The organism is Bacillus sp. MC1252 (assembly GCF_056838025.1).
In genome coordinates, this window is the sequence record NZ_CM166369.1 from 2,659,057 (window position 1) to 2,685,641 (window position 26,585).

Here is a 26,585-nt window from a genome sequence, read left to right on the forward strand (position 1 = left end):
GTATAACTAAAGAAATGCGGAATGAGAAGAAAGGGTGTCACATGATGAAGGTTGCACAAAATATTGCTGAACTGATTGGCGATACACCGCTTGTCAAATTACAGCGTCTTCAGCCAGACAATGCGGCGGCTGTTTATTTAAAGCTGGAATTATTTAATCCTAGTGGAAGTGTGAAAGATCGTGCTGCTTACAATATGATCGTTGAGGCAGAAAGACAAGGGAAGCTCACAAAAGGGGCGACCATTATTGAGCCAACTAGCGGAAATACGGGGATTGGTTTGGCGATGAACGCCGCAGCAAGAGGCTACAAAGCGATACTTGTCATGCCTGATACGATGACAAAGGAAAGAATCAATATTTTAAAGGCATACGGTGCACAGGTCGTCTTAACCCCAGGAGAAGAAAAAATGCCAGGCTGCATTCGCAAGGCAGAAGAACTGGCTGCTCAAATTCCTCATAGCTTTATTCCAATGCAATTTGACAATGGAGCGAACCCCGATGCTCACAGAGGGACAACAGCTGTAGAAATCATGGAAGCTGTGAAGCAACTTGGGCAGCCTCTTGCTGCCTTTGTCGCAACAGCTGGAACTGGCGGAACCATTACAGGCACTGGTGAAGAATTAAAAAAGGCATTCCCCGGCCTGACCATACGTGTGGCAGAACCGAAGGAATCTCCAGTCTTATCTGGCGGGAAACCTGGCAAACATAGGCTCGTTGGCACAAGTCCAGGATTTATCCCAACTATTTTAAATGAGCATGTCTATGATGAGATTGTGCAAGTGAGCGATGAAGATGCGTACCACCTCACACGGCAGCTTGCCCGTCTTGAAGGAATTTTAGTTGGCCCATCATCTGGCGCAGCTTGCTATGCTGCCATTGAAACAGCCAAACAAATGCCTAAGGATCATATCGTCATCTGTATGACAGCAGATACGGGAGAACGATATTTATCAAGTGATGTTTTTCAAGATTAAAATAGGAACAGGGGGATGAATCCCTGTTCCTTTCAGATTGTTGACAAAGGGCTAAAATGATCTTAATTTTAGCCCTTTGTCTTCTTTTCAGCGTGATAGAAAGCCCTTGAAGTCTAGGAAGGACGAGTACCGGAGCGGAGCGAATTTGACATTCGTGAGCACCGGAACGCAGGACTGACACCGAATGCGAGGGTTTGTCTACACGCTGAAACAGGGGGATGAATCCCTGTTCCTTTTTCTTCGTTGTTTCACGGTCACGTCTATTTGACCGACTTCACCTCAGCCTGCTCACCTGTAACGAGTAAAACCTGTTCATCAGTGAGTGGGCATATAGCAAGCGTATGCTGATGCTGCTCGATAATTTGCTGCGCGGCTTCACCTAAATAGGCATGTTGCATATGCGGTACCGGATAGCTGCTGATTTCATTGATCCCTTGAAACGATGACAGCTCCGGCGCCTTCTCCGGATCATCCATCAATGAAATATATTCAATGCTTGGCGCCATGATGATACTCCCTGCTGATTCTCCAATGTACAGCTTGCCTTTGCTCATTTCTTCTTTCAAGACGTGATCGAGGCGATGCTTTCGTAATTCCTGTAACAAATAAAAGGTACTGCCTCCTGATACGTAGATGACATCATTTCGTTCGATCATATGTGTGATCTCTTGGGCAGTATGCTCAGCCATTTGAACAGTCTCTAATGGCATATCTAATTGATGAAAGGCCTCTTTTGCTGCCTCCACATAGTGCGTTACTTCTTCCACAGCACTAGCTGTTGGAATAAACGTCACGCTTTTTCCTTTTAATGATTCACCCGCAAAGTCAGACAAGAGAGAATAGCTGTCTTTGAATGAAGAGCATAAGAACATTTTTTTCACTGTGAATCCCCTCTTCTCTTTACCTTTTTCTATTTTGCCAATTCATACATAGCTTGTGCATATAGAGCTGTTGCTCTTAGTAAGTCATCGATTTCGATATATTCATCCTTTTGATGGGCGCAATCTGGTCTGCCAGGGAATAGAGGGCCAAAGGCAACTCCTGCTTCTAAAGATCTCGCATACGTTCCTCCTCCAATGGCAATCAGAGTTGCTGGATCTCCAGTTTGTTCCTCATATACCCGCTGCAATGTTTTCACAAGTGGATGATCTTTTGAGACGTGATGCGGAGGGCTGTCATCGAATTTCTCAATGGATGCCCCTTTGATGCTTTCAATCCCTTTTCTGACGTCCTTGCCGTCTGCTGTCACTGGATAGCGGACATTTAACCCTAGCTTTGCTTCCTCGTTTTGCGTATAGCGGATCGTTCCAACATTTAGGGTTAAGTCGCCGCTAATGTCATCATTACAAGCAATTCCTAGCTTTTGTCCTCGTGTGTCCTGATCAAATAAAGACTTTATTTGTGATGTAAAGGCAAGCCCTTGTTCATCTACATCATGCCCACATAAGAAATTCGCCATATGAATGCCCGCATTCGTGCCATGCGCCGGCTCCATTGCATGGACTGATACACCTTTTAATGTGAAATGCAGCCCATCCGCTGTGTTCTTTGCCTCACCGGATAATTGATTTTCAGCGAGATAGGCTTCAAAAGCTGCTTTTAACGCTTCTGCATCATGTTCCTGTGCAGCTGTCACAGTGGCAGCTGCCTCATCTGGTACCATATTGAGCCTCATCCCTGATGTGAATTGCTTGAGTGTATAGCATTTATTGTCCTCTGTTTGTTGATATGTAAATGACACAATGGCATCAATGATCCCTTTTTCAGCATGAATAATCGGAAAATCAGCATCTGGCGCAAAGCCAATTTGCGGCATCGCTTCATGCTTGAAATAATGGTCCACACAGCGCCAATCGCTTTCTTCATCTGTTCCGATGATCATTCGAATCTTTTTCGACAGCTGCATACCCGCATCTTTTAACATCTTAAGAGCGTAGAAAGCGGCCATGGTTGGCCCTTTATCATCAATGGCCCCTCTTGCAAAGATTCTATTTTCTCTGATATCCGCTGAAAATGGCGGGGTTGTCCAGCCGTCACCTGCGGGCACCACGTCCACATGGCATAGCACACCTACAATGTCTTCGCCTTGTCCATATTCAATATGACCTGCATAGCCATCGACATTCTTTACTGTGAAGCCTTCGTCTTTTCCTTTTTTCAGCATGTACTGAAGGGCCTCATCCACTTTTTCACCGAACGGCTTCCCTTCTGTTCCACCTTCTTCATCAAGGACACTTTCAATTTGCAAAAAAGATTGTGTATCCTTAATCAGATCTTCTTTTTTTCGTATCACTTCAGCTTCCCAATTCATTATTCCATTCCTCCTTGAAAAAAGGTTGCAATCCATCCTTAAAACGAATATTATATTAATTGTTTTGTAATAATGTTCGTAAATGGAGGATTTTATGTTTCAATTAAAAGAAAACCAAACCAACATAAAGAAAGAATTACTCGCTGGTATGACGACATTCTTTACTATGGTATATATTGTAGCCGTCAACCCAGGAATTCTTTCAAAAGCAGGCATTCCTTTTGACCAAGTCTTTACTGCAACTATCATCGCTGCTGTCGTCGGTACGCTCTGGATGGCACTATTTGCAAACTATCCGATTGCCATTGCACCAGGCATGGGACTGAATGTCTATTTCACCTTTACAGTTGTCGGCGGTGGCGGCATCAGCTATCAAACGGCGTTCAGTGCGGTATTTGTTGCTGGTATACTCTTTATTATTTTATCGTTAACATCCCTTAGAAAACAACTGATTCAAGCGATTCCAGATAATTTAAAGTACGGGATCACAGCAGGAATCGGGCTTTTCATTGCGTTCATCGGTCTCCGGCAGTCTGGCATCATTGCAGCTGACCCGGAGAATCTTGTGAAGCTTGGCAACTTAAACTCACCAGTTGTCATTTTAACGCTCGTTGGTTTAATGATTTCAGTTATTTTAATGGTTCTTCAAGTAAATGGAGCCCTGTTTATCGGCATGTTAGCGACCACATTGATTGCGCTCGCGACAGGCCAGCTTCATTTCCCTAAAATGCTGATGGACGTCCCAGCTCTGCCTGAAGGGATGCTGATTACAAATCCATTCGCTGCCTTTGGTGATGTGTTCTCTCATCATTTATATGCCGTTGTCTTCTCATTCTTACTTGTCACGATTTTTGATACAACTGGAACAATGATCGGGGTGGCGGAACAAGCAGGATTAATGAAAAATGGCCAGCTGCCAAAGGTGCGCAGAGCCTTGCTCGCTGACTCTGCTGCGACGACGGTTGGCTCTATGTTTGGAACAAGCCCAACCACCGCTTATATTGAATCATCCTCAGGGGTTGCTGCTGGAGGAAGAACTGGACTGACTTCTTTAACGGCCGCTGCACTGTTTATTGTGGCCTTGTTTTTTGGCCCATTAGTTCAAGCCATTTCTTCCTTACCTTCCATCACATCACCTGTTTTAATCATTGTCGGCTGTTTGATGATGAACTCAGTGTCACGCATTCGCTGGAACGAGCTTGACGAAGCATTTCCTGCTTTTCTTGTTATTCTCTCCATGCCGCTGACATCTAGTATCTCTACAGGGATTTCACTCGGATTTATTTCATATCCACTTGTGAAATTAGCGAAAGGGAAATGGAAAGAAGTCCATATTCTTGTGCTCATTTTTGCCGTCTTATTTTTCATTCAGCTCTTTTTCTTAGAAGGATAACAGAAACAAAAAAGGCACATTTCAAATGAGGAATGTGTCTTTTTGTAAATATCAATTTTTTATTTTGTAAATTTTCTGTGTTTATTTTTGTTTTTCTAAAGAGACATTCTTCGTCTTATTCCTTATGTTTATTGGGTTATAACCGTATTCAATTCATGTTATGTAACATATTTTATTTCATGAAGACAAATTAAAAATCACGTAAAGTTGACTTTTTGGTGGAACTAGATGCATAATAACGTGTATAATAGAATAAAACAATAAGAAACACGAACATTTACCATTGTTGCATGTCCTTATTTCGCAGTTTTAGTGTAGTAAGTTGTGGTTAGTCAAGTCCATCCGATCTTATTGATAGGGAGTGGTTTTTTGAAACCTTCAACAAACCGTATGATGACTCGAATTAAATCAGTCTATATGTTCATTCAAGAGAAAGGTCTTGTGACGACACAAGAGCTGGTTGATGAATTCGGGATCACACCTAGAACCATTCAAAGAGACTTAAACGTGCTTGCCTATAACGATCTTGTTCATAGTCCAAGCAGGGGCAAATGGGAAACAACGAGAAAAAAAGTAAAAATATCATCTTAAGCGTCTAATGACTGTCCATATAACAAAAGAACCGGCGATATGCCGGTTCTTTTTCTATTCTCGATTGATTAAGCTGTCTAATTCTTCTTCCTTCAATTCTCGGTACTCCCCGGGGGCTAGATCTTCATCTAATGAGACAGGTCCCATCGACAACCGTTTTAAAAAGATCACTTCATTGCCCACCGCTTGTGCCATCAGTTTCACTTGATGGTATTTCCCTTCGGTAATCGTTAAACGGATGCGTGTATCTTCGTCTTCATTCGCATCTACCTCAACCTTTGCCGGCTTCGTGTGATAATCGTCTAAAATGACAACCCCCTGCTCGAGACGCTCAATGTCTTGATCTCCTAAAGGGTATTTCAGATGAACTTCATACGTTTTCGGGACATGCTTTTTCGGAGAAAGTAATTGATGAGCGAGCTGCCCATCATTTGTGAGGAGGAGAAGACCGACTGTATCCTTATCAAGTCTCCCCACAGGGAATGGCTCCCTTGCGATATCCTCCGGCTCGAGTAAATCGACAACCGTTTCATCTCGCAGATCCTCCGTTGCCGAAATGACGCCATCTGGCTTGTTCATCATTAAATAAATGAATTCTTTATACTCAACACGCTCTCCGTGTACGAGCACTTCATCATTTGATGGATCGACATGATCTTTCACCTGCTTCGCCACTTCCCCATTCACTGTGACAGCCCGGGCTTTGACCAGCTTCTTCACATCTTTTCTTGAACCAAAGCCGCTATTGGCAAGCAATTTATCAAGCCTCATGAATATCCACCTCTTCTTAACTCTTTTTTCTTAAAAATGACGGCATCCGGCTGCCAAGTACACGCTCTAGTAATCCAACCTTGTAAGATAAGAACATATACACACCGCCGCCAGTCATCATTGAAATCAAAATAACGATACCAGCTTGTACAATTCCGCCTTCATAGGAGATCAATTGACTCACAAGCTGACATGTCACATAAGCCACAACAGCCATGATTGCTGTTAAAATGCTTATGAGTATAAAACGTTTGAAAATCCTGCGGAATGAATAGCCTGCATGGCGCTTAATCATGATGAACATATACAAGATCGACGCACTGTAGCCTAGTGCAGTTGCAAGCACAGAACCATTTCCTTGCAGCCAGCTAATGAGCGGGATATTCAGAACCGTTTTAATGATGATCCCTAACAAAAGACTGACAATGGCAAATTTTTGTTTGTTAATCCCCTGCAAAATCGCTGCGTTAATGGTGAATAAAGAAAACAATAACGCAACAGGCGCATACCAGAACAAAATAGATATCCCAATCTCAGGATGAACAGACGGATAGAAAAACCAATAAACCGGTCCTGCCAAAGCAGAGATTCCAAATGAAGCAGGCAGTACGAAGAATAGAATGACCTGCATCGTTTGATCAATTTGCCGATTGAGTAGCTTGTAATTACGTGCTGTAAATGATTCTGTAATCGTCGGAATCAATGTTAAGCCAAACGCTGTTGCAAGTGACACAGGGATCATGACTAGCTTCGGTAAATATAACGTCACAATGGACAGTACCGCTGTACTAATATCCTGATGTCCTGATGCAATCATGGCTCTGTTAATTGTATTTGTATCGATATAAGAATAAATTGGAATCGCAAGTCCAACAAACACATAAGGTGCTGCATAACTAAACAGCTCTGTAAACATTTGCTTATAAGTCAAACCAGAGTAAGCACCTGTATTCGGCTGCATAGATAGGAGACGGTCTTTCCGCTTCAGCCAATATAAATAAAGCGTAAATAATCCGCCAAATGCGCCGATAAGCGCGGCAAATGTTGCATATCCGACAGCAATAACAAGCCCACCATCAAGCACCTTTAAAATAATAAACGTCGCTGTTAATAGGAAGATGATTCTGACAAGTTGCTCGATGACTTGGGAAACAGCTGTCGGTCCCATCATAGAGTGTCCTTGGAAGAACCCTCGCACAAGACTCATGATTGGTACAACCAAAAGACCTAAACTCACCATCCGAATCACATACACCACTTGATCGACGGTCAAACCGCCTGTTTCATTCGATCCGCCAAGCTGAATCTTGGCAAAAATCGGTGCGGTCAAATATAAAAGAGAAAAGGCGATAATACCGGTGACAAGCATGACCGACATACCCGCCCTGAACATTTTTCTAGTTGTTTCATAATCGCCGATTGCATTATATTTGGAGACAAATTTTGATACCGCTGTTGGAAAACCAAGCGTAGCAATACTTAAAAAGATCGTATACTGATTGTATCCATATTGGAATAGCGCACCACCAGTAGCTCCAACCATTGCGCTAAATGGAATTAAGTAAATCATACCAAGAATACGAGAGAGATACGTCCCAATCGTTAAAACCAACGTACCACGAAGCAGTTTATTAGACATGCGCTTAACCACCATTTTTCTAATGAATATTCAACTTAACTATTTTACCACATCATTTCATCGCACAGGTAACAATTCCAATACAGAAGTCACAAAACCAATCAATTCATATTTCAGCCTTGTCCAATCTTCGTTATAATAGAGAAATGACTGAAAGTAGAAAGAGGAATGTAACATGAAACATTATGATGTCATTGTCATTGGCGGTGGACCTTCTGGACTGATGGCCGCGATTGCATCGGCAGAGCACGGCGCAACTGTTCTGTTAATTGACAAAGGAAACAAACTTGGCAGAAAGCTGGCCATTTCTGGCGGTGGACGCTGCAACGTCACCAATCGCCTTCCAGTAGAAGAAATCATCAAGCATATTCCCGGAAACGGCCGTTTTCTATATAGTGCATTTTCTGAGTTCAATAACGAGGATATTATTTCGTTTTTTGAAAACCTCGGCATTGAACTAAAAGAAGAAGACCATGGACGTATGTTCCCTGTCTCAAACAAAGCACAATCTGTTGTGGATGCCCTTCTAGACAGGCTCCGCGCCCTCAATGTCACCATTCGAACGAACGAAAAGATTAAAACGGTTCTGTATCAAGACGGACAAGCAGCTGGAATTGTTACAAATAATGATGAAAAAATTTCAAGTAAGGCTGTCGTCATTGCTGTCGGCGGAAAAAGTGTGCCGCATACCGGCTCTACTGGTGACGGCTATGCATGGGCAGAAGCAGCCGGACATACCATTACAGAGCTTTACCCAACAGAGGTACCAGTCACATCAGATGAACGATTTATTAAAGAAAAAGTGCTTCAAGGTCTTTCTTTAAGAAGTGTGGCTGTCAGTGTTTTAAATAAAAAAGGGAAACCCGTCGTCACACATGTCATGGATATGATCTTCACTCACTTTGGTTTATCAGGCCCAGCTGTTCTTAGATGCAGCGGGTTTGTTGTGAAGGAACTGAAAAAGCAGCCGACAGTCCGCCTGCAAATTGACCTATATCCGAAGCTTCATGATGAGGAATTGTTTCAAAAGCTTCATCATGCCCTAAAGGACGAACCAAAAAAAGCGATTAAAAATGTATTGAAGTCTTGGATGCAAGAACGCTATTTATTGTTCCTTTTAGAACGGAACGGTATTGATCCGCAGGACACATTTTCTGGCCTTGCCAAGGATAAACTGCGTGCGTTTGCCCATGATTGCAAACATTTCATCGTTCATGCAAATGGTACATTATCCTTGGACAAAGCGTTTGTCACAGGAGGCGGCGTTTCTGTCAAAGAGATTGAACCGAAAAAAATGGCATCTAAAAAAATGGCCGGTCTTTATTTCTGCGGAGAAATTTTAGACATCCATGGTTACACAGGCGGCTACAATATCACGTCAGCACTTGTGACAGGCAGGCTTGCTGGCATGAATGCTGCACTAGAAGTAAAGGAGAGAGATCAATGATCAGACGCGCACTTCCAATTGTACTTGCGGTCGTTATTAGTTTGACAGCCGCTGTTTTCATGAAGCTGTCGATTACCCCGTTAAAAGTCGCCATTGTTTTGGCGTTTACCATTTTCGCAGTTTGTTTAAAAGAATATGTCTACCGTCTTCGCAAACGAATTGAGGAAAAATCATCTTCACATATCGATGGTTGATAAATGGAAGGGAAACATGTTACGGTAAAATGGAGGACGAGTGAGAAACTCGCCTCTTTTTGTTTGAAAATAGTTGAGATAGGGGATATTAAACAAAATCCTCTGCTTAAACGTGTAGAACAACAGGAGAGTGAGATGGTGTGAAAAACGTATCAAGTGTATTTTGGATTGTGATTGCGATCACATTTGTTGCCGTTCTATGGGGGGCTTTTTCTCCAGAAACATTGCAAAATGTGACGGATCAAATTCAAACATACATTACAAATGACTTTGGCTGGTATTACTTATTAGTGGTATCACTGCTAGTCGGCTTTTGTCTATTCTTTATCTTTAGCCCAATCGGCAAAATTACGCTAGGAAAGCCGGGCGAAGAGCCTGAATTTGGTCTGTTTTCTTGGTTTGCTATGCTATTTAGTGCTGGTATGGGAATTGGTCTTGTTTTTTACGGAGCAGCTGAACCGATCAGCCACTATGCCATTCAGTCACCAACAGGTGAGACTGAAACCGCACAGGCATTCCGCGATTCCCTTCGTTATACTTTTTTCCACTGGGGACTTCATGCATGGACCATTTATGCGATTGTCGCACTTTGCATTGCATACTTCAAATTTAGAAAAGATGCGCCTGGATTAATTAGTTCAACCCTATATCCAGTATTCGGAAACAGAATTCACGGATGGATTGGAAAAACCATTGATTGTATCGCGGTATTTGCAACAGTGGTTGGTGTAGCGACTAGTTTAGGACTAGGTGCCGCACAAATTAATGGAGGATTAAGTTATTTATTCGGCCTACCAAATAACTTCATGACTCAGCTCATCATTATTGCAATCGTTACGGTTCTGTTCCTTATCTCTTCTTGGAGCGGAATTGGTAAAGGTATTAAATATTTAAGTAACACAAATATGATTCTTGCTGCTTTACTCATGATCTTTTTACTCATTGTTGGGCCAACTGTTTATATTTTAAATTCATTTACAGATTCAATCGGACAATACTTATCAAATATTGTTCAAATGAGCTTTAGATTATCACCAAATGATTTTGAAAAAAGAGAATGGATTAATGGATGGACAATCTTCTATTGGGCATGGTGGATCTCTTGGTCTCCATTTGTCGGAATTTTTATTGCAAGGGTTTCACGCGGAAGAACCATTCGAGAATTTTTAATAGGTGTCTTAGTGGCTCCTTCAATACTCGTTTTCCTATGGTTCTCTATCTTCGGGGTATCAGCTATGGACTTACAACAAAACAATATCGTCGATGTTGCTAACATGTCCACTGAAACCATGCTGTTTGGAGTATTAAATGAATACCCACTCTCCATGATTACGTCCATTTTGGCACTTATCTTAATTGCTGTATTCTTTATCACATCAGCAGATTCAGCTACATTCGTACTAGGGATGCAGACAACCTATGGATCATTAAATCCAGCTAATAGTGTGAAGATCACCTGGGGCATCATCCAATCAGCTGTTGCTGCAGTGCTTTTATTTTCAGGCGGGCTTGAAGCCTTGCAAAATACAGCAAAACTAGCAGCTTTGCCGTTCTCAGTTGTCATCATTTTGATGATCGTATCGCTGTATAGATCATTAAATGATGAACGAAAGGCAATCAAACAAGCAAACAAAGTCAATAAACCAAGAAGTCCAAGAGTAAAAAAAGCATAATCGCAAGAAGAAAAAGCCGTTATCCGAACGGCTTTTTTTATGACGTTACCTACGTTCAAGTACAACCCAGACCCAATTTCATTAAACGTGATCAAAAAAGAGCATACGACATGTCCTGTTTGTGAGAAAGAAAGAGATTTATGTGTATCATGGTCCATTTTATTCCGTTGAAGATGTAGAAGAACTCATCTTCAGAACGCCAGGTTATTGCGGAGATTTTTGCGCGATTGTCCAATAAGTCGAGTGGAAAGAGATTGAACATTTAGAGGAAGGGCTCTCAGAGGATATCGAAGACATTTGTAGTGGTGGAGGATTAACGAAAGAGAACCTTAAGCAATGGCTCGTCAACGGAGGAGACTTACAAGGCTATCTCTTTCAATGTGTTCACTGCAACAAGCATCGTTTATATATTGACGCAAGTTAATCAAAGAGAAAAAGGACCCTTCACACAGGTCCTTTTTTGATGCCGTCTATTTTTTATATAAAATGAGCGCAGAAAAACAATAGAGCTGTTCTCCTCCTTGCTCACAGATCACTGCTACATTGTACTTGATGTCAATGATTTGGTCGTCATCCATTCCTTTTAAAAATAAATTGATTTCGCTCTGTAAATCCTTTTCGTGTTCTTCATCAAATACAGCTACCTTTAGCACATATGCCACTCTCCCTTCTCTCGCTACTCTATCTTTATGCACATAGAGACGGGCATATGAACAAAAAAGCCTTCCATCTCATCGATGAAAGGACTCCTTTTTACAGCTTCGGTTTTGTTTCTCCTGTCCATGCAAGCATCCCGCCAACCACATTGGTCGCTTGGTAGCCTTGGTCTTCTAGGAAATAGCAGACATTTTCACTACGTTTACCAGAACGACAAATAATATAATATTCCTGCGTTTTATCGAACGCATCCAGCTTTTCAGGGATATCTCCCATTCGAATATGGACTGCTTCTGGGATCATGCCTTCTGCTACCTCTTCATCCTCACGTACGTCAACTAGCTGAATGGCTTCTTCTTGCTCTAGTTTTTGTTTTAATTCTTCTATTGAGATTTCTTTTACGGACACGACTCTCACCTCTCCTTTTGTTCACGGTGACACCATTATAGCAAATCATTCACATCACTGCGTATTCACCCGCTTCGATTGAAGGAAAGATGGCAATCGTTTCTGCACATCTACTGCCTGCTGCTCACTTTCAAACTCTATCTTTTTAAATACTTGATAGGCTAGCCACATGTGGCCATACGCAAGAATGCTCACACTAAAAAACGGCACGATCCCCGGCAAATAAGCAAATAGGACAAATAGGATAGCCGAGAAAACAAGCATAGAGAGCGTATATTGCAAATAGGAGAGACCAAGCAGAAGGGAGAATTTCAGATAGAGACGCTTTTTCCAATCATAATGAGCAAGCAGCGGAAAAATATAAAACAAGCTGACAATAAACAGAAAACCAAAGATATAAATGGCAAAGCGAAGCACATGTAAAAACCAGCTCGTTGGATAAATATAAGCAAGGTCTACATAAATAATCGTTCCAATCATGAGCAGCACCACGCCAATCAGATTAGAGCGTACAAACTCCTCGCGGTATACCTTCCAAAAGGTGCGGAAGACTTTGACTTGCTCGTGCCCTTGTATCCACTTTCTCATTACGGAAAATAACGCAGTTGTCGCAGGCATGAAGCCAAAGACCCCAAGCCCCAGTAATGTGAACAAAAGCCATAGCAAATTGGTATAGGCAAGCCGCATCACCCACTCACACATCAGCAGCATCCTGCTCATTGATCCATCATGATCCATCTCTTTTCCCTCCTCTCTTTCTCTTTACACCGTCTCTTTTTGAAACAATTCTTCTATTTCGATTGGACGTTTTTCTGCGACAGAGCGCCACATGCCTTCTCCAAGTGCAATCGAATAAGCACCAGCCTCTGCCCCTGCCGAAATGTCATAGTGAATCAACGGATCTTTTCCTAAAAATAAATCTGCTAGCAGCAGCGGATCTCCGCCGCCATGTCCGCCTGGCTGTTTCACGACTTCTATCGTTTCTTTTCCGCCAAACATCGGGTAGTAAGAAATCGTTTGTTCCGGGAATTGAAAAGGAATTCTTGCTGGTACATGAAACTCATTTGTTTCAATGCGTCCCTTCGTCCCATTTATCGCAAGCCGGTACCCTTCATATGGAGCTGAAAATTGAATCGAATAGCTGAGCAGAGCACCTTGGTCATAAGCCACTGACGCCACATACGTATCCTCAATATCAATTTCCTTATCAAAAATACAGGCATCTGGGCGGTAATTTGAGTACTGCTGTGACTGTTCCTGACCTGATTCAATATGATCATCCTCCACCTTTGAGCGCTGTACCCGCGGATTCCACCTTGCTTCATAATGACATGTATCTTTCACATGACATGTTCCGCAATATCTGTTTTCCTCATCCTGTAAGGGATTCCAAGGACTTTCGTTTCCATAATAATTCAGCGCCCCATAGGCAAATACTTGTTTCGGCTTTTGATCTATCCACCAGTTGACCAAATCAAAATGATGGGTCGACTTATGAATAGACAGGCCTCCAGAGAATTGACGTGTGCGATTCCACCTTTTGAAATAACTGGCTCCATGATACGTATCAATGAGCCAGCTCAGTTCAACAGAGGTGACCCTTCCTATCTTCCCGTCTAAAATGAGCTCTTTCACCTTCCGATGAAATGGATTGTAGCGATAATTAAAGGTGACCGTCACCTTCCCTTTGCTCTCTGCCTCTTTATCCATCACTTTTTTCGCGTCTTTTGCTGTTGTCACCATTGGCTTTTCAGTGATGACATCAAGATCATGGTCAAGCGCCTGCATGATATACGTGACATGCGTATCATCCCGTCCTGCCACAATGACGATGTCTGGCTTTACTTCCTTCACCATCTGATCAAATGCATCCTCATGAAAAAATGAGACCCCTCTCAGTGATGAAAACCGCTCCTGACAGAGAATATACCGCTGATCATCTATATCTAGGAGCCCTGTGATTCTGTAATGCTCATTGAAATCCTCTATAAGCGGTTTAATAAACATATTGAACGCGCGATGACTGAGCCCGCAAATCACGACCCGTTTCACATTCCCCACCCCTTTTTCTATCAATTTTCACGAAGTTGTTTCATGAGAGACAGCGCCTCTTTGGACTTCTCAGCATACACAGGAATGAAAGCGACCATATCTCGGTGTAATCGAAATGTATAGCCATTTAGCTTTTTCGTTCCTTTATTGATTTGAACTGCATAATCGACCGTTTTCCCTGTCTTTGGGTCCTCTATCGTGTATGGTCCCGCCGCTTCATCATTTACTCCCATCTCTTCAAGCAGCTGAAAGCTTTCAGGATCATCATACGTTCTAAACATTTCTTCAGGGACGAACATCACGTCCCCCTCTTTTGCAGTGATTTCAACGAGAAGCTTCTCAGGAATCGCAGGGAAGATGTGGACGTTGTATGTCTCTTGATCCGGCTGAAAAGCCTTCTCCATTAATTGATCTTTCATTCCCTTTGACATGTCAGAAAAAATAAGGACATCGATACCGTTTGTTTCCCCCTGGCAGGCTGACAAACAAAAGGCAGCGATGAAACTGATAAGCCAGACCGCAGCCCTTTGACACCTCTTCATGCCTTTTGAAAAACAGGCAGCTTCTCTAGCTCAGTTAACGCCATAATAAAAGCGCCTGCCCCGTGCAAATCATTTGTACTCCGCTCTCTACCAACGTAATAATCATAAAATCCCGCAGATGTTCCGATACAAATATCGCTCACTGTAAAATCACCGTTTTCTTTCTCTGCCGTCTTATACTGAATCAAGCCTTGATACGCTTTGACCACATGATCGACATAACGGAGGCTCACATACCCTTCATTCATGGCTTTTGCCATAGCATACATGAATAAACACGATCCGGAGCTTTCAAGCCAATTGTCGCTATGATTTCCTTTATCAATGATTTGATGCCAGAGACCTGTCTCATCATCCTGATACTTTGCCACACTTTCCAGCATGTCTGTCAGTGTTTCCTTCCACACCTTTCGCCCTTCATGCTCCTCTGGCAGATCCTCGATCATATCTGCTAATGCAAGGACATACCAGCCAAACGACCTTGCCCAAAACTCCGGGGAACAGCCAGTCTTTGGGTCTGCCCATGGCATCACTTTTCGTTCGTCCCACGCATGATAGTAAAGACCTGTTCTTTCATCTTTTGTATGCTTTCTCATGAGATGCTCTTGATGAATGACCATCTCCACAAGCGTCTCTTCTCCTTTAAGCTGGGCATACTTTAATGCGAAAGGACCACCCATGTAGAGACCATCCAGCCACATTTGATAAGCATAATTGTCCTTATGCCAAAATCCGCCCTCAGACGTGCGATTGAGCGTACGATAAAGTCCGCGCAGCTTCTCCGCTGCAAGCATATACCGCTTCTCTCCCGTTCTTTCGTAAAGGGGGAATAAAATGAGTCCTGCCTGGATCGCATCAAGCTCATCCCTGCGAAATAACAGATTTCCGTACTCATCAATGAGTGAGTCCGCATAATTTTTCACATAATCGAAATACGCCTCATTCCCCGTTGCCGCGTGCAGCTTCATCACGCCGCAAAGGAAAACCCCTTGATGATAGTGCCATCTTCCAGCTGGCGGCAGCTCAACTGGTGTATGCGCTTTCATTATACTTTGTGCTAATTTCTCTGCATGCTCAAGTGGTGATACCTTCTCAGTAGATAATGTCATTCTTCTCATCTCCCTTTTTAATAAATACCTTCTTCCCCAAATTTCTTCGCTAAACGGTTCGCCAGCATGACCAAAATGAGTCCAACGGCTGCTTTAAATAAACCAACAGCGGTACTATAGCTGAATTGTCCTTGCTTGAGTCCAGCTGTATAGACATACGTATCAAAAATCTCCGCTACTTCCCGGTTCGTTGCGTTGAGTAATAGATAGACGTGCTCAAAGCCAAGCTCTAACGTATCACCAATTTTTAAAATAAGCAGAACAACAATGACACTTTTAATGGCAGGCAGGGTGATATGCCACATCTGTCTCAGTCTGCCGGCTCCGTCCATTTTCGCTGCTTCATATAGCTGCGGGTCCACGGCCGTAATCGCTGCAAGGTAAATGATCGTCGACCACCCTGCTTCTCTCCAGATCACCTGTAAAATGTACATCGGTCTAAACCAATCCTGACTAAGGAGGAAGTTAATTTTTTCTCCACCAAAGAAAGCAATCAATTCATTAATTAACCCACCATCTACTGTTAACAAAACAAAAGATAAGGACACGACAATCACCCATGACATGAAGTGAGGGATATAAATCATCGTCTGAACAAATTTCTTAAACAATGCCAATCGAACCTCGTTTAAAAGGAGTGCTAATAAGATTGGAATTGGAAAGAAAATCACGACATTCATGGCAAATAAAATGAGCGTATTTTTTAATAAGATGAAAAATGTTGGTTCTGTAAACAATCGAATAAAGTGCTTGAACCCAACCCACTCACTGCCAAGAATGCCAAGAAACGGCTGATAATCTTGAAAGGCAATAATGAGTCCCCACATAGGCACATATTTAAAGACAAGAAAATAAATGAGCCCTGGCAAAATCATTAAATACAAAAACTTTTGACTAAGCAATTGATTGAGTAAGCGCTTTCTCTTTTCTTTTTTTAAAGCTGCCGCAGGCACACCCTTGGCAGTGACATCCTCTGTTTTCATTGATAAAGCCTCCCCTCATGCTGATGCATGTGTTCACTGTATCTTAAGGATGAAAAATCCGTCTACAATCATATCAACAGATCATATTTTCTTAGGTGTAGCTACTCAAAACGTTACATAAAACATGAGAAAATGATCCTAATCTCAGAAAATGATTATTGACAAACCTACCAGATTTTTGGATTAATAAATTAAGGGGAAAAGATTGTTTCGTTTGAAATGGGGGGTTTTATGAAAAGAAGGCAGTATAAATTTTATTACAAGCTTGTGACGTTTTTTTTCATGCTTAGTACGATTCCTGTTATCATTGTCGGTATTTTTTCTTATCAGCATTCGCAAAAAACAGCGCTTGAAAATATCTCAAATGAAAAGCTGGACAGCGTCAAACAAACGCAGTCCAATATTGAGCATATTTTAAAGACAGTTGATCATTCTCTCACTCACTATGTCAGTTCGCCGCCTCTCCTTCAAACACTGACAGAACCTTTAAACCCAGACCAATTCCAGCTTTATAATCAAGTACAGCAGGAACTGAACTACCTGCAAACCTTTGACACCGATCTCTCCAATATTACACTCGTCAGTAAAATAGAGGATTGGTACATGAACAATTCCGGGCTTTATCATGTCACAAGCGGAGACCAAGAAAAAGCGTTAGCCTCTTACCTCAATATTCCGAGTCACTCCAGCTGGGCACTTGAAGAGAATAATCCCCTTGTTGCAACAAAAGAAGGAAAAGCGTCCTTTTGCAAGTACAATGTGAACTTAATCAAACAGCTTCCCATGAACAGTGTCCAAAAAAAGGGGGTCGCCGTCGCCAGCATTCCGAGCTGCGTGATTGCTGACAACATGCCTGATTTCTCTCAATCTGATAGTATGTTTGTCATTGACACAAACGGAAAAGTGCTGCTACATAATCGCAAAGAACAAATCGGTGAATCCTTGAAAAATCAAGATTTCGTCAAGCATGTGCTGTCCCTTGAAAATCGATCAGGACAATTTGACATGCAGATTGATGAACTGAACTATCAAATTACGTTTCAAAAATCAGATTATAACGAATGGACGTACCTATCCTTTGTCTCCATTCCAGAACTCAAGCAGCAAACGAAATCGATTGGGTGGATCACCTTTATTATTTGCTTTATTTTGTTAGCGCTTTCATTGATGTTTTCATGGTTTGGTTCCAGACATTTTTATCAACCAATCCGCTTATTATACGAGTCATTTGCACGCAATGAATCATTTTTGCATAAGCAGCCATTCCAAAATGAATTCGAGTTGATTGAGTCGAGTATTAAACAAATGAAAGATCAAAACAATGATTTAGAGGAACGCATTGAGCAGCAAGTGACACACTTACAGCAATACTTTATGGTGCGGCTGCTCCTTGGAAAGCTGACGGAAGAAGAGATTAACAACCGATTCCAAAGTTTAGACTTCCCTCGTGACTGGTCTCATTTATCCATGCTTGTAACCCAAATCGATACGCTGAAAGGAACACCGTATGAAAAAAAGGATGCTGACTTGCTCTTATTTGCTATCAATGGACTGATCGAGCAGATTATTCCGCAAGATGAGCACCTTCAGCCAACCGTTGTCAATCAGCATCAAACAACGATTATCCTAAATCAATCAAAGTCAGAGGAGGAATTTACTGAATATTTAAATCAATTAGCTGAAATCATTCAGCAGCGTATTGAGGAAGAGCTTGGTTTGTCGATCAGCATCGGTATCAGCCGTCCATTTAAAGAGCTCACCATGGCCAAACATGCTTATATTGAAGGGAAAGAAGCCTTAAAATATAGACTCAAAGCAGAGAAAAAGTCCATTATCTTATATGAGCATATCCAGCAAGGAAAGACATTTAAAACCCATTTCCCAAAGCAGCTGCAGCATGATTTATTTGATGCGGTTAAGGCTGGCGATCAAGGCAAGGCGGATCACTATTTACATGTGCTCCTGCAATCCATTTTCTCTAAAAATGCTGGACCGCACGAATACCATATCGCCCTTGCCCGTTTTTTAAACAACTTGATTGAGCTGATGCATTTGTTGGGCATTGAATTATTTGAAGTCGAAGATAACAAAATGCTCTATGATACGATCTTTGAGTTTAAAACCTTTGAAGATACAGAGGCATGGCTGAAACATGAGATCATTCGGCCGATTATTGACCAGCTTGGTGCACGTGAGGACTCACAATACAAAAATATCTCAGAAAAAATCATTCATATCATTCATCAAGAATTTGACTCAGATCTCACATTGGATGAAATCGCCACACGCCTGCATTACAACCCAAATTATTTAAGCAGTATTTTCAGAAAGGAAATGGATATCTCCTTTAGTGAATATCTCTCGTCGTACAGACATCATGTCGCCAAAAACTGGCTTGTGGAAACCGATATGTCCGTCAAAGAAATTTCCGAAAAGCTAAAATATAAAAACCCGCAAAATTTCATCCGTTCCTTTAAAAAGCTAGAAGGTACAACTCCTGGGAAATACCGTGACCAGAAAAAAGGAACATAATGCAAAAAAGGGCCCACTCTCATAAGAGGGACTGACCCCATAAGATGCTAGCGTCTTTCTGATTTAAATGAGAACAAACGGATTGGCCCTAATCCAGACAACTTCGACTTTTAATGAAAACACCCCCGCTTTTTCTGCTAAGCGGGGGTGTTCTGTTTATGATTTTTTAAAGGAAGCTTCATATTCCTCAATGATTTTATTTCCACCATTTGATTTCCACTTCTCTACATCTTTCTTAAATTGTTCTTCGTTTATATCTCCAAGAATGAACTTGTAGGTCGCATCATCGATGATTTTCTTCAATTCGTTTCCTCGCTCTGATGCCGTCTCTGAATACAGGCTTTCAGCAGGGTTAGCGACGATGATGTTTTTGTTGTCTTCTTCCAGCTCTTCGTATTTTGTACGAACCGCATCCCCTTTATTTTTTAAGTAGCGTTTATCCATCCCTACAAGGCTGACAAGCGGCTGTACATCTGTCTGCCAGCTTTTCACTTGGCTTTCTTCTCGGATAAATGTATTTCCTTCTTCTTTCTTATAATGCTGACCATCTATACCGTAAGTCATTAAACCATACACATCTTCTTCTGCAATGCGATCAAAGAAAGCCAAAATCCGCTTTAACTCCGTCTCAGATTTAACGCTTGTTTTAGGGAATGCGAAGATGCCATTATGACCACCTGATGCCCACACACGTTCTTTGCCGTCTGGGCCTTTGATTCGATTGAGAATATCCACTTCCATGTTTTTATCTGTCGCATCATCCCTCAGGTTCACTGCATCTACCATATTTCCAACATAGATGCCTGCTTTTCCTTGTGAGAATAATTCTTGCTGCTGTGTTTTACTTGTGACTGGGAAATCTTTGTTTATATAGCCATTGTCACGCAGCTTTTTCATGTATTTCATTGTATTCATATACTCATTTGTCATAAAGTCTGGCGTGAATTTGCCGTTTTCTTCTTTCCAGTCTGTTGGCATTCCTTCATATGAACCAAGTGTTTTAAATGCCCCATAAATCAAATCATTTCGATCTGTAAAGCCAATCGTATCGGCTTTTCCATTTTGGTTCGGATCTTTTTCAGTAAATGCTTTGGCTACTTCATAAAGATCATCCAATGTTTTTGGTGTATCCAAATTTAAATTTTCAAGCCAATCCTTTCGAATGACAATCCCTTGTCTTGAAAGTGGTCTCTCTCTATAAATTCCATAAAGCTTACCGTCTATAGAGGCGTTTTTATTAATCAGTTCGTTCATCTTACTTAAATTTGGATAATCCTTTAAATACGGACCGATTTCCCAAAACATGCCTGATCTGAACGCATTAATAGCAGACGAATTCTTAATGTCTTGGATCGTGACAATTTGCGGGAGATTCCCTGCGGCAAGTGCTGAATTTAAACGGTCTTCTTTCACAGCATCAGGCACCCACGTCATATCAAGCTCTGTATTTGTAAGCTTCTCAATCTCTTTTAATACTGAATCCTTCGGCGGCTGCTGATGATACAAAATGGCCATCCAAGTCAGCTTCACCTTTTTGTCTAAATCAACCTTCTCATCTGATGAGCTTGCGCCTTTACTTGAGCACGCTGAAAGAATGCCACTTGCTGCAAACAGCAGGACAAACGCTATCAACCATAATTTCTTTCTCCCCATAAGATCCCTCCGTTGTTCCATCTTTTTAACCCTTTACAGAACCTAGTAATGCCCCTTTGTTGAAATGCTTTTGAATAAATGGATAGACAAGCAGAACCGGAATGGTCGCCACGACAATGACAGCCATTTTAATGGTTTGGTCTGGCGGTGGTGTGGATGAGCCCATATCCGACATATCTCCCTGCATTCCGCTCGATACAATGACAATCTGCCTCAGTAGTACTTGAATCGGCCATTTCACCGAATCATTTAAATACAGAATGGCGGTCATGTACGTATTCCAATACGTCACGGCATAAAAAAGTGAAATCGTCGCAATGGCTGGTAAAGAAAGAGGAAGCACAATTTTAAAGAAGATCCCTAAATCGTTACAGCCATCCATCTTAGCTGATTCTTCAAGGCTTGCAGGAATGTTTTGAAAGAAGTTTTTCAAAATGATCAAATTAAACGCATTGATGGCGACCGGTAGTATGAGTGACCAATAGGTATCAAGGAGCCCAAGTGTTTTCACCACAATAAACGTCGGGATCATCCCTCCGCTAAACAGCATCGTGAAGACAACGAGAAACATAAGTGTTCTCCGGCCTTTTAACTCCTGGCGAGACAGCCCGTATGCCATGAGAGAGGACAAAAACATGCTGACAGCTGTTCCAACGAGCGTGACGAGAATGGACACAATGAGGCTGCGATACACAATATCAGTAGAGAAGATATATCGGTATGCCTCAAGAGAAAACGTTGCCGGGAACAAGATAAACTTCTTCGTGATGACCTCTTCTACCGTAGCAAAAGAGGCGGCAATAACATGGATGAACGGGAGCACACATATTAATGCGAACATGAGTAGAAAAGAGTAATTAAATAAATTGAACAATCGGCCTTTAAGAGAACGGTCTATGTTCATCACGCCCTTTCTTTGTAAGCGTTATCATTTCGTCTGAAAATAAGCTGCTGCCTGTGACGATATCGTGATTAAAATGTAACAAACGGGGGGAGAAAGCGTCTATAATCATCTTGACAGACCAAACAGATCATTATGCCAGTCGTGCTTTTATGCTCTTGAAACAAAAGAATAAGATCATAAGCTAATGACATGATTATGCCCTATGCCTGATCATTTTCTTCAAGGATTTCCGTCGTATTGACATCTGGTCTGTAGCCTAACTCCTGCTTCGTTTTCTCAGTGGACCAAGGCTTTTCTTCGTTTTCTGATACGGCATAATATGTCCCAAAGGGAACTTCCGTTTCAATCGCTGCCTTTGTCATCCCAACAAGATCTTCATGTGAAAGCAGCGTTCTTTTCGTTCTTTTTTTCTTGTGTAATTCCTCCATTTCATCTGTCACAACGGTTCCAATCCGCAAATTGATGACAGACATCCCCGTTTGATCGTGGAATAAACGTCCTAGCTGTTCGGAGGCAAATTTTAAAATGCCATACACATTTTTTGTCGCAGGCACATCGTCAGTCGTAATGTTTCGCCTTAGTAAGGATTGACCTTCCTTTTCATAACGATCGGTCACATGGTTACTGCTTGCAAAAATGACTTTTGGTATGCTTAACCGAGCCGCTGAACGAAACATATGATAGGTGCTCCGCCAAAAAACATCATTCATTTTTGTGAATTCCTCTGCATTCATCACGTCATGCGTCATGTCCATGTTCAGAAGATGAATGAGGACATCTGTATCTCGCGGAATCACCTGATATAATTCCTGTTCATTCGTTGCATCCGCTAAAATGACTTTCTCTACACAGCTTGTTTGATCAATGATGTTGATGTTGTACTCAGAAGAGAGCCCTTTTGTTAAAAGACGTCCGATCACACCGCATCCGCCAATGATGGTGATTTTTTTCATATGTCTCCTCCTTCCTTTTGGCGTAGTATGTCCAAGCCTTTTATTGATTACAGCCACTTTTTCAAAAATCGTGTTGCTTCGTGACGCATAGCCGCTGTTTCAAAATGACCTGCATGAAGACCAACAAGCTGATACCGTTCTTTCAATGAAGCAGTTTGATAGGTTTGACTCAATACCTTTTGAATTCGCCCAACGCCTTCAGCAGGCGTGAGCTGATCGAGTTTTCCAACCAAGCTTAAATGAGGTCTTGGAAAAATCATTTCCTGGATATCCGCTGCTGTAAAATGCTTGGCTAAGCTCGGTACATAGTAGTAAAAGCCGTGCCGGTCTAAATTGTTCGTTTCAATCAATGTGTGATGATCTACCTGTGCGCAAAGATCGATACACACACTGACCCGCTCATCAAGCGCAGCCGTCCACCATGAAAGAAGACCACCCATTGACATCCCAAAAACGGCTAACCGCTCTGGCAGCACATCGGACCGAGATAGCAAATAATCGATTGCACACATGCTTTCATACAACATCATGCCCCACATCACTTTTCCAGTTAAAAGCATTTCTTTGAAAATTTCACTTTCCGTTCTACCCCTTCTTTCACCAAAGCCTGCATGGTCAATTGCCAGCACACTATATCCTTTTGACGTGAACTCTTTTGCGTATGAAGGTGCTTGCAAATAATGAGCACCCTTTAACAACTCGTCCTTCCCATCCATGTAATTCCCGCCATGAGAATGTTGGAACAACACAACCGGTCTTTTTTTCACTGTATCCTTCGGCTTCACAAAATAAGCGGGCACTTCCTCTACGCCATGAATAGAGAGAATGAGTGTTTCGACTAAGTAAGATTCACGTTCTTCAATTTTTAACGTATAAGCCTCCACGCGATGGCGTTCTGGCATCTCTCCTAACAGACTGAGCAGTTGTTCACGTTTGCTTTCCTTTTCCATTGACGTCACTCCTCATTTTCTTAATCAACTTTTAAAATACGAGATCAATAGGGGAATCACCTTGTTTTCGACAAAATTATGTCCCGGGAAATAACAAACACCCACCGGTTTATACCGATGGGTGTAGTCATTAGTTCGCAACAATATTGACAAGCTTACCAGGGACCGCAATCACTTTACGAATGGTTTTTCCTTGAAGCTGTTCTTTTACTCGTGCATCATTTTTTGCAAGTTTTTCTAACTGTTCCCTTGTTGCGTCAGCAGGAACGGTTAATTTTGCTTTCACTTTACCATTTAGCTGTACGACAATTTCCACTTCATCGTCGACAAGCTTTGACTCGTCATATTGCGGCCATGCTTCATAAGAAATCGACCCTTCATGACCAAGTTTATTCCAAAGCTCTTCAGCTAAATGCGGTGCAATTGGAGAAAGAAGTTTCACAAAGCCTTCTGCATATTCTTTCGGCAGTGTATCAGCCTTGTAGGCATCATTGATAAACACCATTAATTGTGAAATTCCTGTATTGAAACGTAAGCCTTCATAATGATCTGTCACCTTCATCACTGTTTCATGATAGCTGCGTTCTAATGCGCCGCCGGATTGCTCCGTCACTTTGTCACTGATTGAGCCATCTTCATTTGTGAATAGACGCCATACACGGTCAAGGAAACGGCGAGCGCCATCAAGTCCTGTTTCAGACCAAGCGATTGACGCATCTAAAGGTCCCATGAACATTTCATAAAGTCTTAATGTATCCGCGCCATGAGATTCTACGATGTCATCTGGGTTGACTACGTTCCCTTTTGATTTACTCATTTTTTCATTATTCTCGCCAAGAATCATTCCTTGGTTGAACAATTTCATGAAAGGCTCTTTTGTTGGGACAACACCGATATCATATAAGAATTTATGCCAGAAGCGCGCATATAAAAGATGCAGTACGGCATGTTCTGCGCCGCCAATATACACATCAACCGGAAGCCATTTCTTTAGCTTTTCAGGAGATGCAAGCTCTTCCGTGTTATGTGGATCAATATAACGTAAGAAGTACCAGCAGCTGCCTGCCCATTGCGGCATTGTATTGGTTTCACGACGTCCTTTTTTACCTGTAACAGGATCTATAACCTCAACCCACTCTTTTATATTGGCTAAAGGTGATTCACCTGTTCCACTTGGCTTAATTTCAGTCGTCTTAGGCAAGATCAGTGGAAGCTCTTCCTCTGAAACAGCTGAAGATGTTCCGTCCTCCCAATGAATGATTGGAATTGGCTCACCCCAGTAACGCTGACGGCTGAATAGCCAGTCTCTTAAACGATACGTGACTTTCTTTTCACCTTTTTGATGTTCTTCAAGCCATGCAATGGCTTTTTCAATCGCTTCTTCTTTCCCTAAGCCATTTAAGAAGTCAGAGTTAATGTGTTTTCCATCACCTGTGTAAGCTTCTTTTTCAATGTCTCCGCCTTCTACAACTTCTTTAATTGGAAGATCAAATGTCTTAGCGAATTCATAATCTCGCTCATCATGGGCAGGTACCGCCATAATAGCTCCCGTTCCATAAGTAGCTAACACGTAATCTGCAATCCAGATCGGCATCTTTTCACCATTTAATGGATTGATGGCATACGCACCTGTAAAAATGCCCGTCTTCGTTTTCGCAAGATCTGTCCGCTCTAAATCACTCTTAGATTGGATTTCTTTGATATATGCTTCAACTGCTTCTTTTTGAGCGGCAGATGTAATTTTCTCAACAAGTGCATGTTCTGGAGCAAGCACCGCATACGTTGCACCAAATAGTGTATCAGGACGCGTTGTAAAAACGGTAAACTGTTCGTTATGTCCTTCTACTTCAAAGTGAACATGCGCACCTTCAGAACGTCCGATCCAATTACGCTGCATATCTTTGATGCTTTCAGGCCAATCAATGTCTTCTAAATCTTCTAACAGCCTGTCCGCATATGCCGTAATTCTCAGCATCCATTGCTTCATTGGACGTCTTTCAACAGGATGCCCTCCGCGTTCACTTTTTCCATCAATGACTTCTTCGTTTGCAAGGACCGTGCCGAGCGCTGGGCACCAGTTCACTGGTACTTCATCGATATACGCCAATCCTTTTTCATACAATTTCAAGAAAATCCATTGTGTCCATTTGTAATAATTAGGATCTGTCGTGTTGATTTCTCGATCCCAGTCATACGAAAATCCTAAAGATTGAATTTGGCGGCGGAAGTTATTGATGTTCTCTTCTGTAAAGACCGCCGGATCATTTCCTGTATCCAGTGCATACTGCTCCGCTGGAAGACCAAAGGCATCCCATCCCATTGGATGAAGAACATCATATCCCTGCATACGTTTCATACGTGATAAAATATCCGTTGCTGTGTAGCCCTCAGGATGCCCAACATGAAGCCCTGCTCCTGATGGATATGGAAACATATCAAGCGCATAAAACTTTGGTTTACCTTCCGAGTCAGATGTGGCGAATGTTTTATGTGTCAGCCAATAATCCTGCCACTTCTTTTCAATTTCCCGATGCTGAAAACTCAATATGAAAACCTCCTTTAAATATGTACGGCTTTATCTGCTCAGATGACCACTGCAAGAATTCAGATTTTTCTAAAATCAACAAAAAACCCTCATCCCTGGAAAGGGACGAGAGATTTTTTGGTTCCCGCGGTACCACCCTTGTTAGCGTAACTTGCTGTTCCTACGCTCGCTTAATATCTTTAACGCAGACATGCGACAGAAGCTTTAACACAACTGCAACTCTGAGGCGAGTTCAGAAGCAGATTTGATTGACTTTCACCAGCCGTCAATTCTCTAAAGACAAATACTGCTTTCCTACTACTCC

25 protein-coding genes and 1 other annotated feature (1 of these 26 running past the window's edge) are annotated in these 26,585 nt (G+C 42.0%); of the genes, 9 read left to right on the plus strand and 16 right to left on the minus strand.

The window, feature by feature from the left end; all coding sequences use genetic code 11:
* The first annotated feature begins 44 nt into the window (after positions 1–44).
* A complete protein-coding gene (cysK, locus tag ACYH0L_RS13615; protein WP_482354489.1) occupies positions 45–974 on the plus strand; it encodes a cysteine synthase A in 930 nt (309 codons plus the stop codon).
* Positions 975–1,234: 260 nt separating this feature from the next.
* On the opposite strand, the gene ACYH0L_RS13620 is transcribed toward cysK, so the two are convergent.
* Both ACYH0L_RS13620 and pepV read right to left on the minus strand, forming a co-directional pair.
* Positions 1,235–1,855, minus strand: coding sequence for a Type 1 glutamine amidotransferase-like domain-containing protein (locus tag ACYH0L_RS13620; protein WP_482354101.1), 621 nt, complete (start codon positions 1,853–1,855; stop codon positions 1,235–1,237).
* 29 nt (positions 1,856–1,884) lie between these two features.
* Positions 1,885–3,285, minus strand: coding sequence for a dipeptidase PepV (gene pepV / locus ACYH0L_RS13625; protein ID WP_482354102.1), 1,401 nt, complete (start codon positions 3,283–3,285; stop codon positions 1,885–1,887).
* Between the two features lie 94 nt (positions 3,286–3,379).
* On the opposite strand from pepV, the gene ACYH0L_RS13630 reads away from it, so the two are divergent.
* Both ACYH0L_RS13630 and ACYH0L_RS13635 read left to right on the plus strand, forming a co-directional pair.
* Positions 3,380–4,678 carry an NCS2 family permease gene (locus ACYH0L_RS13630; protein ID WP_482354103.1) on the plus strand — a complete coding sequence of 433 codons (1,299 nt, stop codon included), beginning with the start codon at positions 3,380–3,382 and terminating at the stop codon, positions 4,676–4,678.
* A 369-nt stretch (positions 4,679–5,047) separates the two neighbouring features.
* Positions 5,048–5,269 (plus strand): DeoR family transcriptional regulator, encoded by a 222-nt coding sequence (locus tag ACYH0L_RS13635; protein ID WP_008356419.1) that lies wholly within the window; start codon positions 5,048–5,050, stop codon positions 5,267–5,269.
* Positions 5,270–5,323: 54 nt separating this feature from the next.
* Here the strand turns inward: ACYH0L_RS13635 and ACYH0L_RS13640 are convergent, their stop codons facing one another.
* Together ACYH0L_RS13640 and ACYH0L_RS13645 are read right to left on the minus strand one after the other, a co-directional pair.
* Entirely contained in the window at positions 5,324–6,040 is a 717-nt protein-coding gene (locus ACYH0L_RS13640) for a pseudouridine synthase (RefSeq protein WP_099726819.1), read from the minus strand.
* 16 nt (positions 6,041–6,056) lie between these two features.
* On the minus strand, positions 6,057–7,679 hold the full coding sequence (locus ACYH0L_RS13645) for a putative polysaccharide biosynthesis protein (RefSeq protein ID WP_099726818.1): 1,623 nt from the start codon (positions 7,677–7,679) through the stop codon (positions 6,057–6,059).
* Between the two features lie 175 nt (positions 7,680–7,854).
* Here ACYH0L_RS13645 and ACYH0L_RS13650 point away from each other — a divergent pair, with 175 nt between their 5' ends.
* The 5 genes from ACYH0L_RS13650 (at position 7,855) to ACYH0L_RS13670 (ending at position 11,417) form a co-directional block, all read left to right on the plus strand.
* Entirely contained in the window at positions 7,855–9,126 is a 1,272-nt protein-coding gene (locus ACYH0L_RS13650) for a BaiN/RdsA family NAD(P)/FAD-dependent oxidoreductase (RefSeq protein WP_482354104.1), read from the plus strand.
* Complete coding sequence (locus ACYH0L_RS13655; protein WP_034322495.1) at positions 9,123–9,320, plus strand: hypothetical protein; 198 nt, start codon at positions 9,123–9,125, stop codon at positions 9,318–9,320. Before ACYH0L_RS13650 ends, ACYH0L_RS13655 begins: the two co-directional genes overlap by 4 nt.
* Before the next feature lie 140 nt (positions 9,321–9,460).
* A complete protein-coding gene (opuD, locus tag ACYH0L_RS13660; RefSeq protein ID WP_099726816.1) occupies positions 9,461–10,993 on the plus strand; it encodes a glycine betaine transporter OpuD in 1,533 nt (510 codons plus the stop codon).
* A gap of 39 nt (positions 10,994–11,032) precedes the next feature.
* Entirely contained in the window at positions 11,033–11,164 is a 132-nt protein-coding gene (locus tag ACYH0L_RS13665) for a CbrC family protein (protein ID WP_230031073.1), read from the plus strand.
* Positions 11,165–11,288: 124 nt separating this feature from the next.
* Positions 11,289–11,417, plus strand: a complete 129-nt coding sequence (locus tag ACYH0L_RS13670) for a CbrC family protein (protein ID WP_230031106.1) — start codon at positions 11,289–11,291, stop codon at positions 11,415–11,417.
* A gap of 46 nt (positions 11,418–11,463) precedes the next feature.
* Here the strand turns inward: ACYH0L_RS13670 and ACYH0L_RS13675 are convergent, their stop codons facing one another.
* From ACYH0L_RS13675 to ACYH0L_RS13705, 7 genes are all read right to left on the minus strand, one after another.
* A complete protein-coding gene (locus ACYH0L_RS13675; RefSeq protein ID WP_003217582.1) occupies positions 11,464–11,646 on the minus strand; it encodes a sporulation protein Cse60 in 183 nt (60 codons plus the stop codon).
* Positions 11,647–11,746: 100 nt separating this feature from the next.
* A complete protein-coding gene (locus tag ACYH0L_RS13680; protein ID WP_017358336.1) occupies positions 11,747–12,058 on the minus strand; it encodes a rhodanese-like domain-containing protein in 312 nt (103 codons plus the stop codon).
* 54 nt (positions 12,059–12,112) lie between these two features.
* Positions 12,113–12,796: a YesL family protein gene (locus tag ACYH0L_RS13685; protein WP_249704943.1), complete on the minus strand. Its 684-nt coding sequence runs from the start codon at positions 12,794–12,796 to the stop codon at positions 12,113–12,115.
* Positions 12,797–12,820: 24 nt separating this feature from the next.
* On the minus strand, positions 12,821–14,110 hold the full coding sequence (locus ACYH0L_RS13690) for a Gfo/Idh/MocA family protein (protein WP_482354105.1): 1,290 nt from the start codon (positions 14,108–14,110) through the stop codon (positions 12,821–12,823).
* Between the two features lie 20 nt (positions 14,111–14,130).
* The gene (locus ACYH0L_RS13695) at positions 14,131–14,652 is read right to left on the minus strand and encodes a lipoprotein YteS (RefSeq protein WP_482354106.1); all 522 of its coding nucleotides are present in this window, start codon (positions 14,650–14,652) and stop codon (positions 14,131–14,133) included.
* Complete coding sequence (locus ACYH0L_RS13700) at positions 14,649–15,761, minus strand: glycoside hydrolase family 88/105 protein (RefSeq protein WP_230031077.1); 1,113 nt, start codon at positions 15,759–15,761, stop codon at positions 14,649–14,651. The genes ACYH0L_RS13695 and ACYH0L_RS13700 overlap by 4 nt, the downstream gene beginning before the upstream one ends.
* Before the next feature lie 17 nt (positions 15,762–15,778).
* Positions 15,779–16,744 (minus strand): ABC transporter permease, encoded by a 966-nt coding sequence (locus ACYH0L_RS13705; RefSeq protein WP_099726811.1) that lies wholly within the window; start codon positions 16,742–16,744, stop codon positions 15,779–15,781.
* A gap of 231 nt (positions 16,745–16,975) precedes the next feature.
* Between ACYH0L_RS13705 and ACYH0L_RS13710 the strand changes: the two genes are divergently transcribed.
* Positions 16,976–19,276: a helix-turn-helix domain-containing protein gene (locus tag ACYH0L_RS13710; protein WP_482354107.1), complete on the plus strand. Its 2,301-nt coding sequence runs from the start codon at positions 16,976–16,978 to the stop codon at positions 19,274–19,276.
* A gap of 156 nt (positions 19,277–19,432) precedes the next feature.
* On the opposite strand, the gene ACYH0L_RS13715 is transcribed toward ACYH0L_RS13710, so the two are convergent.
* The 5 genes from ACYH0L_RS13715 to leuS form a co-directional block, all read right to left on the minus strand.
* On the minus strand, positions 19,433–20,929 hold the full coding sequence (locus tag ACYH0L_RS13715; RefSeq protein ID WP_099726809.1) for an extracellular solute-binding protein: 1,497 nt from the start codon (positions 20,927–20,929) through the stop codon (positions 19,433–19,435).
* 25 nt (positions 20,930–20,954) lie between these two features.
* Complete coding sequence (locus tag ACYH0L_RS13720) at positions 20,955–21,833, minus strand: carbohydrate ABC transporter permease (RefSeq protein ID WP_099726808.1); 879 nt, start codon at positions 21,831–21,833, stop codon at positions 20,955–20,957.
* A 200-nt stretch (positions 21,834–22,033) separates the two neighbouring features.
* A complete protein-coding gene (locus ACYH0L_RS13725; RefSeq protein ID WP_099726807.1) occupies positions 22,034–22,786 on the minus strand; it encodes an NAD-dependent epimerase/dehydratase family protein in 753 nt (250 codons plus the stop codon).
* Between the two features lie 47 nt (positions 22,787–22,833).
* Positions 22,834–23,736 carry a dienelactone hydrolase family protein gene (locus tag ACYH0L_RS13730; protein WP_099726806.1) on the minus strand — a complete coding sequence of 301 codons (903 nt, stop codon included), beginning with the start codon at positions 23,734–23,736 and terminating at the stop codon, positions 22,834–22,836.
* 130 nt (positions 23,737–23,866) lie between these two features.
* Positions 23,867–26,281 carry a leucine--tRNA ligase gene (gene leuS / locus ACYH0L_RS13735; protein ID WP_482354108.1) on the minus strand — a complete coding sequence of 805 codons (2,415 nt, stop codon included), beginning with the start codon at positions 26,279–26,281 and terminating at the stop codon, positions 23,867–23,869.
* Between the two features lie 98 nt (positions 26,282–26,379).
* Positions 26,380–26,585, minus strand: a binding site (T-box leader); it runs 16 nt beyond the window's last position.